We start from the raw sequence: 14,959 nt of genomic DNA on the forward strand, positions 1-14,959 counted from the left end.
CAGTCTAGTGGCTGGGGTGACTCCCGAGGTCGGCCGGTAGCGGTCCATGGGCCGGTCCGCAGGTTACCGAAGAGGCCAGTGCTGCCGCCGCCACTTGGGCCTTCTTCAGTCCCGACAGAGAGATTCGCCGATCGTAGACGACCGCCGGCGATGCTCTGATCAAGGCGAGCTGACGGCGGTAGATGCCAGACATGGCCGCACAGCAGGCAGCGCTGCGGCGGTCGAGGTGTGGAATCAGCCGCAGTCCCAGCGAATACCAGTCTGCGGCGCGGTCGGCACTGAACCGCAGCAGTGCCGCGAGCCGTCCGTCGGGGTCATCGAGTGCCCCGGTGTCGTCCAGGCGGAGGCGTACGCCTAATCGGTCCAGCTCGTCGCGCGGCAGGTAGATCCGTCCATTCAAAAAGTCCTCTCGAACGTCGCGCAGAATATTGGTTTGCTGCAGAGCGATTCCCAACTGCTCGGCGTATCGCGACGTCGCCGTGCTGACGGGTCCAAAGATGGAAAGACAAAGCTTTCCGATCGTGCCGGCCCCCCGGCGGCAGTAGACGATCAGCTCGTCGAAATCGCGGCAACCAGTCCAGTCGATTTCCATACGGGCGCCGTCAATCAACTCTGCGAACATCGCGATCGGCACCGGAAACCGGCGAGCCGCGTCAGCCAGCGCAACCAGCACCGGATCGGATGAATCATCAATATTATCAAGTGATTTCCTGATGGCATCGAGCTCGGTGATCTTGGTCTCGGGGGCCAGCTCGCCGTCGGCGACGTCGTCGATCCGGCGGCCGAGCGCATAGACCGCAGATAGTGCCGCTCGCTTTTCGCGCGGCAAGAGTCGGATGCCGTAGTAGAAGTTTCTGGCGGCCGTGCGCGTGATCGACTCGGTGATTCGATACGCCTGTTCGATCTCGGTCATGCCGTCCTCCAACTACGGTGTTGGTCAGTCACGCCTGACGATCGACGATGTAGTGAGCCAAATCCTGAAGCTCAGCGGCCGGGCGATCGGGAATGCCGATGCGCGCCACCATGTCGATGCCTTGCGTTACGTGTCGGCGGGCCTCCGCGCTTGCCCACCTGCGCCCCCCACCGCACTCGATCAGTTCTGCGACCGCTGCGAGCTCATCATCGGACGCTGTCTGGCTGCCCGTCTCGTCCACCAGCCACGCTGCGAGGCGGCGGCCGGCCAAACCGCCGTGCGCCACGGTCCAGGTAACGGGCAGAGTTTTCTTGCGGGAGCGAAGGTCCGAGTACACCGGCTTGCCGGTGATCTCAGGACGGCCCCAAATGCCGAGCAGGTCGTCGACCAATTGGAAGGCAAGTCCAATGTGACGACCGTAGGCAACCAACGCTTCTCGCACCGAACGCGGTGCGCCAGCGAGTAACGCGCCGACCTCTGCGCTGGCTGCCATCAGTGCTGCGGTCTTGCCTTCAGCCATCTTGAGACACTCATCGAGTGCGACGTCGGTTCGGCTTTCGAACGCGGTGTCGGCGGCCTGCCCACGGATCAACTCACGGGTGGCTTCCGAAATCGCGCGCAGCGCCGCACCGACGTGTGGTGAATCGCAATCCAGCAGGACCTCGTGCGCCAGCGACAGCATCGCATCACCGGCCAATAGCGCCATCGCATCGCCCCACAGTGCCCACACCGTCGGCCGGTGCCGACGGTGCTCGTCGCGGTCCATGAGGTCGTCATGGACGAGCGAGAAGTTGTGCACCAGTTCAACCGAGACGGCTCCGGGAATCGCCGAGTGGGGGTCGGCGCCGGCGGCTTCGGCGGCGACAAACACCAAAGCAGGACGGATTGCCTTGCCGCAGTTGTTGTTCACTGGACGGCCGCGTTCATCAGACCAGCCGAGGTGGTAGGACACGACGGGCCGCATGTGGGGATCGAGGCGGTCAGCCATCTGGCGCAGCGTCGGTGTGATGAGTTCGTGTGCGAGTCCCAAAACGGGAAGCGTGCGACGGGTCATACGGTCGCTGTCGGGTTGCGGTGGCAGTCCGTACTTTTCGTCGGTACCGCGCATTGCGTGAATCTAGCATTCGCTCATGGCACGGCCCATGGGCAAGTTGCCCAGCAATACGCGAAAATGTGCACAATGTGCAATGGCGGAGGCACTATTGGAGATCGCTGGTCAGACTATTAATCAAAAGGACCTTGGCAGGAGCGGACGGATGACGCGTACCGACAATGACACTTGGGATCTGGCCTCCAGCGTGGGGGCGACCGCCACAATGATCGCCACCGCCCGGGCGTTGGCTAGCAGGGCCGAAAACCCTTTGATCAATGATCCATTCGCCGAGCCGCTGGTGCGCGCCGTCGGCATCGACCTGTTTACCCGGCTGGCCAGCGGCGAGTTGAGGCTTGAGGACATCGGCGACCACGCCACCGGGGGTCGGTGGATGATCGACAACATCGCGATTCGGACCAAGTTCTACGATGACTTTTTCGGTGACGCAACCACGGCGGGTATTCGGCAGGTAGTGATTCTGGCGGCTGGGCTCGACACCCGCGCGTACCGACTGCCCTGGCCCCCGGGCACGGTGGTCTACGAGATCGACCAGCCCGCAGTCATCAAGTTCAAGACACGGGCCCTCGCCAATCTGAACGCCGAACCCAACGCAGAACGGCACGCCGTGGCCGTCGATCTGCGAAACGATTGGCCGACGGCGCTGAAGAACGCCGGCTTCGACCCGGCCAGACCGACAGCCTTCAGCGCCGAGGGGTTGCTGAGCTACCTGCCCCCACAGGGGCAGGACCGCCTGCTCGATGCGATTACCGCGCTCAGCGCCCCTGACAGCCGGTTGGCCACCCAGAGCCCACTGGTGCTCGACCTGGCCGAGGAAGATGAGAAGAAGATGCGCATGAAATCCGCGGCCGAGGCATGGCGGGAACGCGGCTTTGATCTGGACTTGACCGAGCTGATCTACTTCGATCAACGCAACGACGTGGCCGACTACCTCGCCGGCTCCGGCTGGCAGGTCACCACCAGCACCGGCAAGGAACTCTTTGCGGCCCAAGGGCTGCCGCCCTTCGAGGACGACCACATAACTCGGTTCGCCGACCGCCGCTACATCAGCGCGGTGCTGAAGTAGGTGGCCCCGGCACTATAGCCGGGCCTAACTCGTAGGCTTGGTACGCGGGCAGAGCCGCCAGGCATGGCGAACTGGTATCGCCCGAACTATCCGGAAGTGAGGTCCCGCGTGCTGGGTCTGCCCGAGAAGGTGCGTGCTTGCCTGTTCGACCTCGACGGTGTGCTCACCGATACCGCGAGCCTGCATACCAAGGCGTGGAAGGCCATGTTTGACGCCTACCTAGCCGAGCGAGCCGAGCGCACCGGCGAAAAATTCGTTCCCTTCGACCCTGCCGCGGACTATCACACGTATGTGGACGGCAAGAAACGCGAAGACGGCGTTCGATCGTTTCTGAGCAGCCGCGCCATCGAAATACCCGACGGTTCCCCGGATGACCCGGGCGCCGCCGAGACGGTGTATGGCCTGGGCAACCGCAAGAACGACATGTTGCACAAGCTGCTGCGCGACGATGGGGCCCAGGTGTTCGACGGGTCGCGGCGCTACCTGGAGGCGGTCACGGCCGCGGGTCTCGGTGTGGCCGTGGTGTCTTCGAGCGCCAACACCCGCGACGTGCTCGCGACCACCGGTCTGGACCGGTTCGTCCAGCAGCGGGTGGACGGCGTGACGTTGCGCGAAGAGCACATCGCCGGCAAGCCGGCCCCCGACTCCTTCCTGCGCGCGGCAGAACTGTTGGGGGTTACCCCCGACGCGGCGGCGGTGTTCGAGGACGCCCTGTCCGGGGTGGCGGCCGGCCGCGCCGGCAACTTCGCCGTAGTGGTGGGCATCAACCGAACGGGCCGGGCGGCTCAGGCCGCCCAGTTGCGCCGCCATGGCGCCGACGTGGTGGTAACCGATCTCGCCGAGCTGCTGTAGGGCATGATCGGGCGATGATCACCGAGGACGCCTTCCCCGTCGAACCGTGGCAGGTCCGCGAGACCAAGCTCAACCTGAACCTGCTGGCCCAGTCCGAATCCCTATTCGCCTTGTCCAACGGGCACATTGGATTACGCGGCAACCTCGACGAGGGCGAACCCTTCGGACTGCCGGGCACCTACCTGAACTCTTTCTACGAAATCCGGCCGCTGCCGTACGCCGAGGCCGGTTATGGATATCCGGAGGCCGGCCAGACCGTTGTCGACGTCACCAACGGCAAGATCTTTCGCCTGTTGGTCGGCGACGAGCCGTTCGACGTCCGGTATGGCGAATTGATCTCCCACGAACGGATCCTCGACCTGCGCGCCGGGACGCTGACCCGCCGCGCGCACTGGCGCTCACCGGCGGGCAAGCAAGTCAAAGTGACGTCCACCCGGCTGGTGTCGCTGGCCCACCGCAGCGTCGCGGCGATCGAGTACGTCGTCGAGGCAATCGAGGAATTCGTTCGCGTGACCGTGCAGTCCGAACTCGTCACCAACGAGGACGTACCGGAGACCTCGGCCGACCCGCGGGTGTCGGCCATCCTGGACAGGCCGCTACAGGCCGTCGAGCACGAACGCACCGAGCGGGGTGCACTTCTCATGCACCGCACCCGAGCCAGCGCGCTGATGATGGCCGCAGGGATGGAACACGAGGTCGAGGTTCCCGGGCGGGTCGAGATCACCACCGACGCCCGCCCGGACCTGGCCCGAACCACCGTGATCTGCGGGCTGCGCCCGGGACAGAAGCTGCGCATCGTCAAATACCTGGCCTATGGCTGGTCCAGCCTGCGCTCCCGCCCGGCGCTGCGCGACCAGGCCGCCGGCGCGCTGCACGGTGCCCGCTACAGCGGCTGGCAGGGGCTGCTGGACGCGCAACGCGCCTACCTCGACGACTTCTGGGACAGCGCGGACGTGGAGGTCGAGGGCGACCCGGAATGTCAGCAAGCGGTGCGTTTCGGGTTATTTCACCTGTTGCAGGCCAGCGCGCGCGCCGAACGCCGCGCGATCCCCAGCAAGGGGCTCACCGGAACCGGGTATGACGGCCACGCCTTTTGGGACACCGAAGGTTTCGTGCTACCGGTGCTCACCTACACCGCACCGCATGCGGTCGCCGACGCGCTGCGGTGGCGGGCGTCGACGTTGGACCTGGCCAAGGAGCGGGCGGCCGAGCTCGGCCTGGAAGGTGCCGCCTTTCCCTGGCGGACCATCCGCGGACAGGAGTCCTCGGCCTACTGGCCGGCCGGCACGGCGGCCTGGCACATCAACGCCGACATCGCGATGGCGTTCGAGCGGTACCGCATCGTCACCGGCGACGGTTCGCTGGAGGAGGAATGCGGCCTTGCGGTGCTGATCGAGACCGCCCGGCTGTGGCTCTCGCTCGGGCACCACGACCGCCACGGCGTCTGGCACCTCGACGGGGTCACCGGTCCCGACGAGTACACGGCGGTCGTCCGCGACAACGTGTTCACGAATCTGATGGCGGCGCACAATCTGCACACCGCCGCCGATGCTTGCTTGCGCCACCCCGAGGCGGCGGAGGCCATGGGTGTCACCACCGAGGAGATGGCCGCCTGGCGCGACGCGGCCGACGCCGCCAACATTCCCTACGACGAGGAACTCGGTGTCCACCAGCAGTGTGAAGGGTTCACCACCCTTGCGGAGTGGGATTTCGAAGCCAACACCACTTATCCGTTGCTACTGCACGAGGCCTACGTGCGCTTGTATCCCGCACAGGTGATCAAGCAGGCCGACCTGGTGCTGGCGATGCAGTGGCAGAGTCACGCGTTCACGCCCGAGCAGAAGGCGCGCAACGTCGACTACTACGAACGGCGCATGGTGCGCGACTCGTCGTTGTCGGCCTGCACTCAGGCGGTGATGTGCGCCGAGGTCGGCCATCTCGAGTTGGCCCACGACTATGCCTACGAAGCCGCCCTGATCGACCTGCGCGACCTGCACCGCAACACCCGTGACGGCCTACACATGGCTTCGCTGGCCGGAGCCTGGACGGCGCTGGTCGTAGGCTTCGGCGGCCTACGCGACGACGAGGGCATCCTGTCCATCGATCCGCAGCTGCCCGACGGCATCTCGCGGCTGCGGTTCCGGCTGCGATGGCGCGGCTTCCGGCTGATCGTCGACGCCAACCACACCGACGTCACCTTCATCCTTGGCGACGGTCCCGGCACCCAGCTGACCATGCGCCACGCCGGCCAAGATCTGACGCTGCACACGGACACACCGTCCACCATCGCCGTGCGCACCCGTAAGCCGCTGCTGCCGCCACCACCGCAGCCGCCAGGCCGCGAGCCAGTGCACCGCCGGGCTTTAGCCCGGTGACGATACGGGCCGCGTAGCGGCCCGAGGAGGAGCCGGGCAATCGGCTTAGCCCGGTGACGATGCGGGCCGCGTAGCGGCCCGAGGAGGAGCCGGGCAATCGGCTTAGCCCGGTGACGATGCGGGCCGCGTAGCGGCCCGAGGAGGAGCCGGGCAATCGGCTTAGCCCGGTGACGATGCGGGCCGCGTAGCGGCCCGAGGAGGAGCCGGGCAATCGGCTTAGCCCGGTGACGATGCGGGCCGCGTAGCGGCCCGAGGAGGAGCCGGGCAATCCAGCCTGAGCCCGGTGACGATGCGGGCCGCGTAGCGGCCCGAGGAGGAGCCGGGCAATCCAGCCTGAGCCCGGTGACGATGCGGGCCGCGTAGCGGCCCGAGGAGGAGCCGGGCAATCCAGCCTGAGCCCGGTGACGATGCGGGCCGCGTAGCGGCCCGAGAAGGAGCCGGGCAATCGGCTTAGCCCGGTGACGATGCGGGCCGCGCTGGGGGCACCATCCGCTTGCGGGGACGCGTCTGCGTCTACCTGGGCGGCACCGGTGAACGTCTCATTCACCGCGCACCTCCGCTTCCTGCACGGCGGCGACGACCCGGGCAACGTCATCCGGGGCCATGTGATCGTGGACTGGCAGCGACACGATTCGCGAGCAAATGTCCGCCGTGACGGCTAGATCGGTCGACTCGACTAACTCGGCATTCGTCACAAAGTACGGATGTCGGTGCTGCGGTGGGTTGTAGTAGTCGCGCGCCTCGATCGCGTGCCTACGCAGGCTACCCAGAACCGCGGCCTTGTGGTCGGCGGACGTGCAGCAAGCGCTCGCGAAACAGAGCGACGCAACATTGGCGTTGTCCTGGAAACGCACACCCGCGTCGGCCATACCGGTGCGATAGCACTCGAGGACCTTGCGGCGACTTGCCAGGCGGCGATCAAGCCCGACTAGTTGGCGTAGGCCAATAGCGGCGCTGATCTCCGACAGCTTGCCGTTCATTCCGAGCTGGATGGACTCGCGTGTTTGCACCAAGCCGAAGTTCTGGAACTTGTATGCGTGCTCGACGAGCCGTGGATCGCGAGAAACCAGAGCGCCGCCCTCACCAACCGCGAACGGCTTGGTCGCATGGAAGGAGAAGATCTCGCATGCACCGCGTCCACCGAGGCGCTCGCCGTCGGCGTACGTGGAGCCGAAGCCGGCCGCCGAGTCGAGCACAATCGGTAGCTCCCATTCGGCGGCGAGCTCCTCCCAGACGCTGATCTGGGGATTGCCGACGCCGAACACATTGGCCAGCAGGATGCCGGCGATCCGGTCGCGGAAGCGTTCGATGACGGCGCGGGCGGAGTGGACGCATGGCTGCCATGTGTTGGCGTCGATGTCGATGAACCAGGGACGGTACCCAGTCCATAGCGCAGCCTGAGCCACGCCGACGAACGTGAACGACGGCATCAGCAGGTAGCGGTCCCGCGTACCGGCGCCGAAACTGACGTGGAGCGCCGCGAGGAGTGCCAGGGTGCCGTTGGCGAGGGTAGCAACGTGCAGATGAGGTCCCAGATAGTCGCGCAGGGCGCGGGCAAACCGCCGCTCGTTCGGACCGAAGTTCGTGTACCAGTTAGCCTGGGCGATCTGTACGAAGTCCTCGGCGAGCTCGGCTGGCCCGGGAAAGCTCGGGCGGATGAAGGGGATCTTGGGGATCGTCGAGCCACCCGGCTCGAGTTTTAACATGGACGTGCCTGGGGTCGCGCGTACTGCGGACGGCGGCTCCAGCACCGAGCCGGATAACGTTCGGATCTTCATATATGCAGAGCTCAAGGTCCGTTTGCAGCGCGTCGGGACAGTTTCCGCAGCGCACTTCGTCGCACCATCGTTGGCATCGGCGCCTGAAGCAGTTACCGCGAGAACCGCATCATGTCGAACTTGAGGTTAGCCTTACCTCTTAAGAATGTCACCCCCGGGGAGTGACCCCGGCTGTCCACGCGTGGGCGACCCGGCACGCACGGTGCACGTTCCCTGGTGTCTCACCCGCCTCATTCGTCCCGGCGCCACAGGGCTAGCGATATGGCCGCCTCGCGTAGTCGGTCCGGGTCGGTACGCGTGGGGCAGATGAGGAAGGTGCGGCGCATTGAAGCAGCCTGTCAAGCCCGGCTCGGTGACCGGCACGGCGCGTTCAGCATGGGGCCAGTGCGACGGGCTGGAGCGAAGCAAGCAGGCTGGCCGCCAGCGATTTCGCCAGCGACCGGACGCGCGGTGCGCTCTCGACGTGCCAAAAACGGATCTTGGGAGTGAAATTGCCGCCGACTAGGGGCCCGATGACGCAAAAACCTGGGCTGGCCTCGAAGTCGTCGTTAACCAGAAGGCCACGGTTGGTGCGGTTCGGGCGGCACAGCCCGTTCTGCATCGCGCTGACCAGGAACGGCGAGGAACACGTGTCCAGCTCCTCGAAACCGCCACAATTCACCACCGCAGCGAAGGGGACGGGGTGGGTATGCTCGGCTCCCGCGGCTCGGTAGGTCATGGTGGCGAACGGCTGGCCGGACGCGCAGGCATCCACGCGCAGTACTTCGCCGGCGAGCAGGCTCAGCGTGCCGTCCGCGGCTAGCTCCTCGGATGCCTGGCGGCAATCGCGTCCCGCACGCCGCACCAACTTGGTGAAGTTCATGCCGTGCACGCAGAAGAACTCTTCCTGCTGCACGAGATCCATCTTGTGCAGCGCCTGCCCAAACAGGGCGGCAACGGCGTCGTACAAATCGGCCAGGTTCAACGAGCGTTCTTCGGCCGTCGCGAGATCGTCGCGGATCGCGGACATGAGATCCGCCGCGGCGATCGCTTCCGTACAGAGCAGCGTGCGCAGCCGCGGGAAGTCAAACTCCGGCGGCTGATTGCAGATCATGTAGGGCAGCACGCCGGAGCGCGAGATGACGGTGATGGACCGGACGCGTGCGCGGATGCGCGCGTCGTGACGCATTAGGTAGAGCGCTTCCAGCGAGGTGGCGTTGGAACCCACGACCAGTACGTTGCGCTTCTCCCACGACTCGACGCGGTCGAGCGAATCGCGCAGTCGCGCTACGTTGCTCTCCCCGCCGGGGGAGTAGAAATCGTTGATATAGGTGAATGCGGGTTCGGAATCGCTCGCAAGGATGGCTTTGGTCGGGGGGCTGCCAATGGCCACAACCACTTTGCCTGCAGCAATTGCCGTTGGACCGTTTCCAGACGGGCGGAGGCCGATTCGGTAGTGGCCGTCTGCGGAGTGGGCGCTCATGGCCTCAGCGCGGATGGTGACGATTTCGGCCAGGTCACGCTCGCCGAGCGCGGCGATGGCGGCAATCATCTGCTCCGACAGAAATACACCGAAGAGAAACCGCGGCAGGTAGAGCTCCCCCCACTGGTTGCCGTCCAATGCGTCGCGGTTGTCGCAGATCCAGCGGGCCGCGGCCGCACCGCCCTCTGCCTGGAAGAACGCCAGCCAGCGCTGCTTGTTCTGCTCCAGCCAGATCCGGTAGGCGGCCTTTTCCGGCTCGTCGGCGAAATCGTCGAGCTTCTGAATGGCCAGCGATCCGATGCTGGAGCGTTGGCCATAGGGGATTCCGCACCAGAACTGCTCGTCTCGCTCCACCACCGCGATGCGCAACTTGGGCGATGCCGAGGGGCTGCTCAGCAGGGCATCGGCCATTTCCAGCAGAGTCATAGAGCACGCGGCCCCGCTGCCGATGAACGCAACGTCGAAGGTAGGTGGAGTGATCATAGTCATCAAATAAGGGAAGGCTAACATAACCTCGAGGCGGTGGTTAGGCTTCCGCGGGCTTCTCCGGTTCGAGCACGACGCGGACAAACACCTTGCGGCCTGACGCATCGACGAACCAAGCGTTGCGGAAATCATCATGGGTCAACGCGCGCAGGCGATTCAGGAAATGCCCAAACGTTCCGCGCTCGTTCAGGTCTAGCCGCCGGAGTTGTTCGAAATCCTTTTTCAGGTTGAGGTTGCCCTCGGTGGCCGGCGATTTAGCCGTGTAGCTGCCGTCCCGGATGGCGTCGAAATGTTCCAGCACCAACTCACGCTCGATGTCCATCAGCCGGGCGTAGACACTTCCCGAGGAATCCCACGACTCGATCGCGCATTCCCGCTGGGCGATGATCGGACCATGGTCCAACTGATCGTCGATCTCGTGGATCGTCACGCCGACTTTTTGCCCGTCGATGATCGAGAAGACCTGGGGAAACCAGCCGCGGTTGTAGGGGTTGAAACCCGGATGAACATTCACACACCTGACCCCATCGATCAAAGCGGCGGGAAACCTCTGTTTACAGTGGAAGGAAAGGACGAGGTCATACCGCTCCACGATTTCCGCGACGCGCTCTGCGACATCACATCGCGGGACACCCGGCAGCTGGCCGATGGGGGACTGATAGACGTCCATATCGCCATGCCTGGCCTGCAGATCGACCGCCAGAGCATGGGCGTGGACGTTGTCGGTCAGGATCAATATCGTCACGACTCGCCCCCGCCAGCCTGCCCAGCGCCCATCAGCGGAGCCCCCAACACCAGCTCACCCTACTTCAGGGCCGACGCATACCGGACGGCCACGCTGGGGCCAGCGCAGGGACATCAGTCAGTGCGGTTCCAGGATCCGGGCTACCGCATCGTTCACGGACAGCCGTAGTTCGTCACCGGTCAGCTCGTCGATACCCGTCGCCGAGCGCAGCATGGGCGCAAAGAGCCGCCAACCGAATTGCAGCGCAAGGGCGTGCGCGACCGCCAGCCGCGCGCCCAAGTCGCTGTCGTAGCGAGGCCGTACCGCGTCGAGCAGCTCCGCAACATTGGGAAATCGCTGTTGCAGCTGGCCCACGGGATATCCGTCCAGCAGTGCCCGGGCTAAGACCCGCCCATGTCGGTCGAGAGCCCGTTCGATGATGTCAGCGGGCGCCTCGGAGTGCAACAGTCTGGTCAGCTTCGTGCCCAGGTGATCGAGCACGGCCCCAACCAGTTGGTCCTTGGTGCCGAAGTGACGAAACACCAGCCCGTGGTTGACCTTGGATCGAGCGGCGATGTCGCGAATCGACGTCGCGGCTGGCCCACGCTCGGCGAACAGGTCGGTGGCGGCCTGCAGGATTGCGGCCGCTACCTCTTCCCGCCCAGTGGGCATCTTGCGGCGGTCGGTTGCCGGACGCGTAGTCATCCGGCTACAGTAACCGATGTAGTCATCTGACTACACTAACCATTCATTGAGGACGCCAGCAATGACAGATCTGATTACCGTGAAGAAGCTGGGCAGCCGTATCGGCGCCCAAATCGACGGGGTGCGCCTCGGAGGCGATCTGGACCCCGCCGCAGTCAACGAGATTCGCGCGGCACTACTGGCCCACAAGGTGGTCTTCTTCCGCGGTCAGCACCAACTCGATGACGCCGAGCAGCTGGCGTTTGCCGGGTTACTGGGCACCCCGATCGGCCACCCGGCCGCGATCGCCCTCGCCGACGATGCACCGATCATCACGCCGATCAACTCCGAGTTCGGCAAGGCGAACCGCTGGCACACCGACGTCACGTTCGCCGCCAACTATCCGGCCGCCTCGGTACTGCGCGCGGTCTCCCTGCCCAGCTATGGCGGGTCGACGTTGTGGGCCAACACCGCCGCGGCCTACGCGGAGCTGCCCGAGCCGCTCAAGTGCCTCACCGAAAACCTGTGGGCGCTGCACACCAACCGCTATGACTACGTCACGACCAAACCGCTGACCGCGGCGCAGCGGGCCTTCCGTCAGGTGTTCGAGAAGCCGGACTTCCGCACCGAGCATCCCGTGGTGCGGGTACACCCGGAGACCGGTGAGCGCACGCTGCTAGCGGGCGACTTCGTGCGCAGCTTCGTCGGGTTGGACAGCCACGAATCAAGGGTGTTATTCGAAGTGCTGCAACGGCGAATCACCATGCCCGAAAACACCATCCGCTGGAACTGGGCGCCGGGCGACGTAGCCATCTGGGACAACCGGGCCACCCAACACCGGGCGATCGACGACTACGACGACCAGCACCGGCTGATGCACCGGGTCACCTTGATGGGCGACGTGCCCGTCGACGTGTACGGGCAGGCTAGCCGGGTGATCAGCGGGGCGCCGATGGAGATCGCTGGCTGATCAACCAGTAAGCGCAACGCAATTATGTAGCACCATGCGTGCTACCGTTGGGCTTGTGGAGGCAATCGGAATCCGAGAACTAAGACAGCACGCATCGCGATACCTCGCCCGGGTTGAAGCCGGCGAGGAACTTGGCGTCACCAACAAAGGAAGACTTGTGGCCCGACTCATCCCGGTGCAGGCCGCGGAGCGTTCTCGCGAAGCCCTGATTGAATCAGGTGTCCTGATTCCGGCTCGTCGTCCACAAAACCTTCTCGACGTCACCGCCGAACCGGCGCGCGGCCGCAAGCGCACCCTGTCCGATGTTCTCAACGAAATGCGCGACGAGCAGTGATCTATATGGACACCTCGGCCCTGACTAAGCTGCTCATCTCCGAGCCCGAGACGACCGAACTGCGGACATGGCTGACCGCGCAAAGCGGCCAGGGCGAGGACGCGGCGACAAGCACCCTTGGCCGGGTCGAGTTGATGAGAGTCGTTGCCCGATACGGACAACCAGGCCAAACTGAGCGTGCGCGTTACCTACTCGACGGGCTCGACATCCTCCCGCTCACCGAACCGGTGATCGGTCTAGCTGAAACGATCGGACCGGCCACCCTACGTTCTCTCGACGCGATTCACCTCGCGGCCGCAGCCCAGATCAAGCGGGAACTGACAGCCTTCGTCACCTACGACCACCGATTGTTGAGCGGATGCCGTGAGGTCGGCTTCGTCACCGCCTCACCCGGCGCAGTCCGGTGACCATATCCAACGACCGCACGCTTCCTGATGCCTCAGCCCGCGTTGCTGACCGGATCGATCGGCAACCACCGCAGCGCGCCCGGGGCGTCGGCAGGCACCACCGGGTGCGCCGGTTGGATCGGCGCCAGCCGACGATAGGGCTCACCCTGCGGTGGCCGCCGGTCGGTTTCGCCCTTGTTCGGCCACAGCGAGGCGGCCCGCTCGGCTTGAGCGGCGATGGACAGCGACGGGTTGACACCCAGGTTCGCCGAGATCGCCGCACCGTCAACCACGTACAGCGTCGGATAGCCATAGACCCGGTGATAGGGGTCGATGACGCCGTGCTCGGGGTCGTCGCCGATCACCGCGCCGCCGAGAAAGTGCGCGGTGAGCGGGATGTTGAACAGCTCACCCCAGGTGCCGCCGGCCACGCCGTCGATTTTGGCGGCGATGCGACGGGTGACCTGGTTGCCGATCGGGATCCATGTAGGGTTCGGCTCGCCGTGTCCCTGCTTGCTCGAGTACCAGCGGATACCCAGCTTCCCGCGCTTGGTGAACGTGGTGATCGAGTTGTCCAGGTGCTGCATGACCAGCGCGATCACGGTGCGCTCGCTCCATTGCCGGGGATTGAGCATCCGGATGGTGCCGCGCGGATCCTGACTGGCGGTCTGCAGCAACTGCCTCCAGCGCGGCACATCGGTGCCCTGCGGACCGGAGCCGTCGGTCATCAAGGTCTGCAGCAGCCCCATCGCGTTGGAGCCTTTGCCGTAGCGCACGGGTTCGATGTGGGTGTCGGCCGTCGGGTGAATCGACGACGTGATCGCCACGCCGTGGGTCAGGTCCAGGTCCGGATTGACCTTCAAGGTGGCGGCCCCGACGATCGATTCTGAGTTGGTGCGGGTAAGGACACCCAATCGCTTCGAGAGACCAGGGAGCCGACCCCTATCCCGCATCTTGAACAGCAGATGCTGGGTCCCCCAGGTGCCCGCGGCCAGCACCAGCTGCGTTGCGGTGAAGGTGCGCCGATCCCGGCGCAGCCAACTGCCGGTTCGCACTGTGCGGACCTCCCACAACCCGTCGGACCGCCGCTCAAACCCCTTCACCGTGGTCATCGGAATCACTTGCGCGCCAGCTGATTCCGCGAGGCCAAGGTAGTTTTTCACCAGGGTGTTCTTGGCACCGTGGCGACAGCCCGTCATACAGCAGCCGCATTCCAGGCAGCCGGTGCGCGCCGGCCCGGCACCGCCGAAGTAGGGATCGGGCACGGTCTTGCCGGGCGTCTTGGTGCCGTCGGGGCCGAAGAACACTCCAACCGGGGTCGGCACCCAGGTGTCGCCAAACCCCATCTCGTCGGCGACCTCCTTGACGATGCGGTCGGCGTCGGTGAAGGTCGGGTTTTGCACCACCCCGAGCATCCGCTGCGCCTGCTGGTAGTGCGGCATCAGCTCGCCACGCCAGTCGGTGATGTGTGACCACTGCTGGTCGGCGAAGAACGGCTCCGGCGGCACGTACAACGTGTTGGCGTAGTTGAGGGAGCCCCCGCCCACCCCGGCGCCGGCCAGGATCATCACGTTGCGCAGCGGGTGGATACGTTGAATGCCATAGCAGCCCAACCTCGGCGCCCAGAGAAACTTGCGCAGGTCCCACGACGTCTTGGCGAACTCCTCGTCGGAGAACCGGCGGCCGGCCTCCAGCACGCCGACCCGGTAGCCCTTTTCCGTCAGCCGCAGCGCGGTGACGCTGCCCCCGAAACCCGATCCAATAATCAGGACGTCGTAATCCGGCTTCATCGCTGCAGTATGACCCCCTTTACATCGG

The 14,959-nt window shown here is 65.3% G+C and carries 13 protein-coding genes; 6 read left to right on the top strand and 7 right to left on the bottom strand.

Annotated elements, in window-relative coordinates; all coding sequences use genetic code 11:
* Positions 1-4: 4 nt before the first annotated feature.
* Both hpnD and idsA1 read right to left on the bottom strand, forming a co-directional pair.
* A complete protein-coding gene (gene hpnD, locus FF952_RS17915; protein ID WP_003417954.1) occupies positions 5-913 on the bottom strand; it encodes a presqualene diphosphate synthase HpnD in 909 nt (302 codons plus the stop codon).
* A 28-nt stretch (positions 914-941) separates the two neighbouring features.
* Positions 942-2,021, bottom strand: coding sequence for a (2E,6E)-farnesyl diphosphate synthase (idsA1, locus tag FF952_RS17920; RefSeq protein WP_003905070.1), 1,080 nt, complete (start codon positions 2,019-2,021; stop codon positions 942-944).
* A gap of 148 nt (positions 2,022-2,169) precedes the next feature.
* Here idsA1 and FF952_RS17925 point away from each other — a divergent pair, with 148 nt between their 5' ends.
* The 3 genes from FF952_RS17925 to FF952_RS17935 all read left to right on the top strand — a co-directional run bounded on the left by FF952_RS17925 (position 2,170) and on the right by FF952_RS17935 (position 6,317).
* The gene (locus FF952_RS17925; RefSeq protein WP_003912218.1) at positions 2,170-3,090 is read left to right on the top strand and encodes a class I SAM-dependent methyltransferase; all 921 of its coding nucleotides are present in this window, start codon (positions 2,170-2,172) and stop codon (positions 3,088-3,090) included.
* Between the two features lie 63 nt (positions 3,091-3,153).
* Positions 3,154-3,942 carry a beta-phosphoglucomutase family hydrolase gene (locus FF952_RS17930; RefSeq protein WP_003417961.1) on the top strand — a complete coding sequence of 263 codons (789 nt, stop codon included), beginning with the start codon at positions 3,154-3,156 and terminating at the stop codon, positions 3,940-3,942.
* Between the two features lie 14 nt (positions 3,943-3,956).
* Positions 3,957-6,317: a glycoside hydrolase family 65 protein gene (locus FF952_RS17935; RefSeq protein WP_003900047.1), complete on the top strand. Its 2,361-nt coding sequence runs from the start codon at positions 3,957-3,959 to the stop codon at positions 6,315-6,317.
* Between the two features lie 539 nt (positions 6,318-6,856).
* On the opposite strand, the gene FF952_RS17940 is transcribed toward FF952_RS17935, so the two are convergent.
* The 4 genes from FF952_RS17940 to FF952_RS17955 all read right to left on the bottom strand — a co-directional run bounded on the left by FF952_RS17940 (position 6,857) and on the right by FF952_RS17955 (position 11,472).
* The gene (locus tag FF952_RS17940; protein ID WP_003900048.1) at positions 6,857-8,095 is read right to left on the bottom strand and encodes a DegT/DnrJ/EryC1/StrS family aminotransferase; all 1,239 of its coding nucleotides are present in this window, start codon (positions 8,093-8,095) and stop codon (positions 6,857-6,859) included.
* A gap of 370 nt (positions 8,096-8,465) precedes the next feature.
* Positions 8,466-10,067 carry an FAD/NAD(P)-binding protein gene (locus tag FF952_RS17945; RefSeq protein WP_003417969.1) on the bottom strand — a complete coding sequence of 534 codons (1,602 nt, stop codon included), beginning with the start codon at positions 10,065-10,067 and terminating at the stop codon, positions 8,466-8,468.
* Positions 10,068-10,083: 16 nt separating this feature from the next.
* Positions 10,084-10,788 carry a dTDP-4-amino-4,6-dideoxyglucose formyltransferase gene (locus tag FF952_RS17950; protein WP_003417980.1) on the bottom strand — a complete coding sequence of 235 codons (705 nt, stop codon included), beginning with the start codon at positions 10,786-10,788 and terminating at the stop codon, positions 10,084-10,086.
* Between the two features lie 117 nt (positions 10,789-10,905).
* Positions 10,906-11,472, bottom strand: a complete 567-nt coding sequence (locus FF952_RS17955) for a TetR/AcrR family transcriptional regulator (RefSeq protein ID WP_003417984.1) — start codon at positions 11,470-11,472, stop codon at positions 10,906-10,908.
* A 61-nt stretch (positions 11,473-11,533) separates the two neighbouring features.
* On the opposite strand from FF952_RS17955, the gene FF952_RS17960 reads away from it, so the two are divergent.
* The 3 genes from FF952_RS17960 to FF952_RS17970 are packed head-to-tail and all read left to right on the top strand — an operon-like array spanning position 11,534 to position 13,162.
* Complete coding sequence (locus FF952_RS17960) at positions 11,534-12,421, top strand: alpha-ketoglutarate-dependent sulfate ester dioxygenase (protein WP_003900050.1); 888 nt, start codon at positions 11,534-11,536, stop codon at positions 12,419-12,421.
* A gap of 55 nt (positions 12,422-12,476) precedes the next feature.
* Complete coding sequence (locus FF952_RS17965) at positions 12,477-12,755, top strand: type II toxin-antitoxin system Phd/YefM family antitoxin (RefSeq protein ID WP_003912220.1); 279 nt, start codon at positions 12,477-12,479, stop codon at positions 12,753-12,755.
* On the top strand, positions 12,752-13,162 hold the full coding sequence (locus tag FF952_RS17970) for a type II toxin-antitoxin system VapC family toxin (RefSeq protein WP_003417998.1): 411 nt from the start codon (positions 12,752-12,754) through the stop codon (positions 13,160-13,162). Before FF952_RS17965 ends, FF952_RS17970 begins: the two co-directional genes overlap by 4 nt.
* A gap of 32 nt (positions 13,163-13,194) precedes the next feature.
* Here FF952_RS17970 and choD read toward each other — a convergent pair whose 3' ends face one another.
* On the bottom strand, positions 13,195-14,931 hold the full coding sequence (choD, locus tag FF952_RS17975) for a cholesterol oxidase (RefSeq protein ID WP_003418002.1): 1,737 nt from the start codon (positions 14,929-14,931) through the stop codon (positions 13,195-13,197).
* Positions 14,932-14,959: the final 28 nt, after the last annotated feature.

Source organism: Mycobacterium tuberculosis complex sp. N0072, from assembly GCF_030323725.1.
GTDB classification, from domain to species: domain Bacteria; phylum Actinomycetota; class Actinomycetes; order Mycobacteriales; family Mycobacteriaceae; genus Mycobacterium; species Mycobacterium tuberculosis.

Coding starts and splice junctions, on each gene's coding strand:
- idsA1 (WP_003905070.1), bottom strand. CDS start 2,021: ATGCGCGGTACCGACGAAAAGTACGGACTGCCACCGCAACCCGACAGC.
- FF952_RS17930 (WP_003417961.1), top strand. CDS start 3,154: ATGGCGAACTGGTATCGCCCGAACTATCCGGAAGTGAGGTCCCGCGTG.
- FF952_RS17960 (WP_003900050.1), top strand. CDS start 11,534: ATGACAGATCTGATTACCGTGAAGAAGCTGGGCAGCCGTATCGGCGCC.
- FF952_RS17925 (WP_003912218.1), top strand. CDS start 2,170: ATGACGCGTACCGACAATGACACTTGGGATCTGGCCTCCAGCGTGGGG.
- FF952_RS17955 (WP_003417984.1), bottom strand. CDS start 11,472: ATGACTACGCGTCCGGCAACCGACCGCCGCAAGATGCCCACTGGGCGG.
- FF952_RS17940 (WP_003900048.1), bottom strand. CDS start 8,095: ATGAAGATCCGAACGTTATCCGGCTCGGTGCTGGAGCCGCCGTCCGCA.
- hpnD (WP_003417954.1), bottom strand. CDS start 913: ATGACCGAGATCGAACAGGCGTATCGAATCACCGAGTCGATCACGCGC.
- choD (WP_003418002.1), bottom strand. CDS start 14,931: ATGAAGCCGGATTACGACGTCCTGATTATTGGATCGGGTTTCGGGGGC.
- FF952_RS17935 (WP_003900047.1), top strand. CDS start 3,957: ATGATCACCGAGGACGCCTTCCCCGTCGAACCGTGGCAGGTCCGCGAG.
- FF952_RS17945 (WP_003417969.1), bottom strand. CDS start 10,067: ATGTTAGCCTTCCCTTATTTGATGACTATGATCACTCCACCTACCTTC.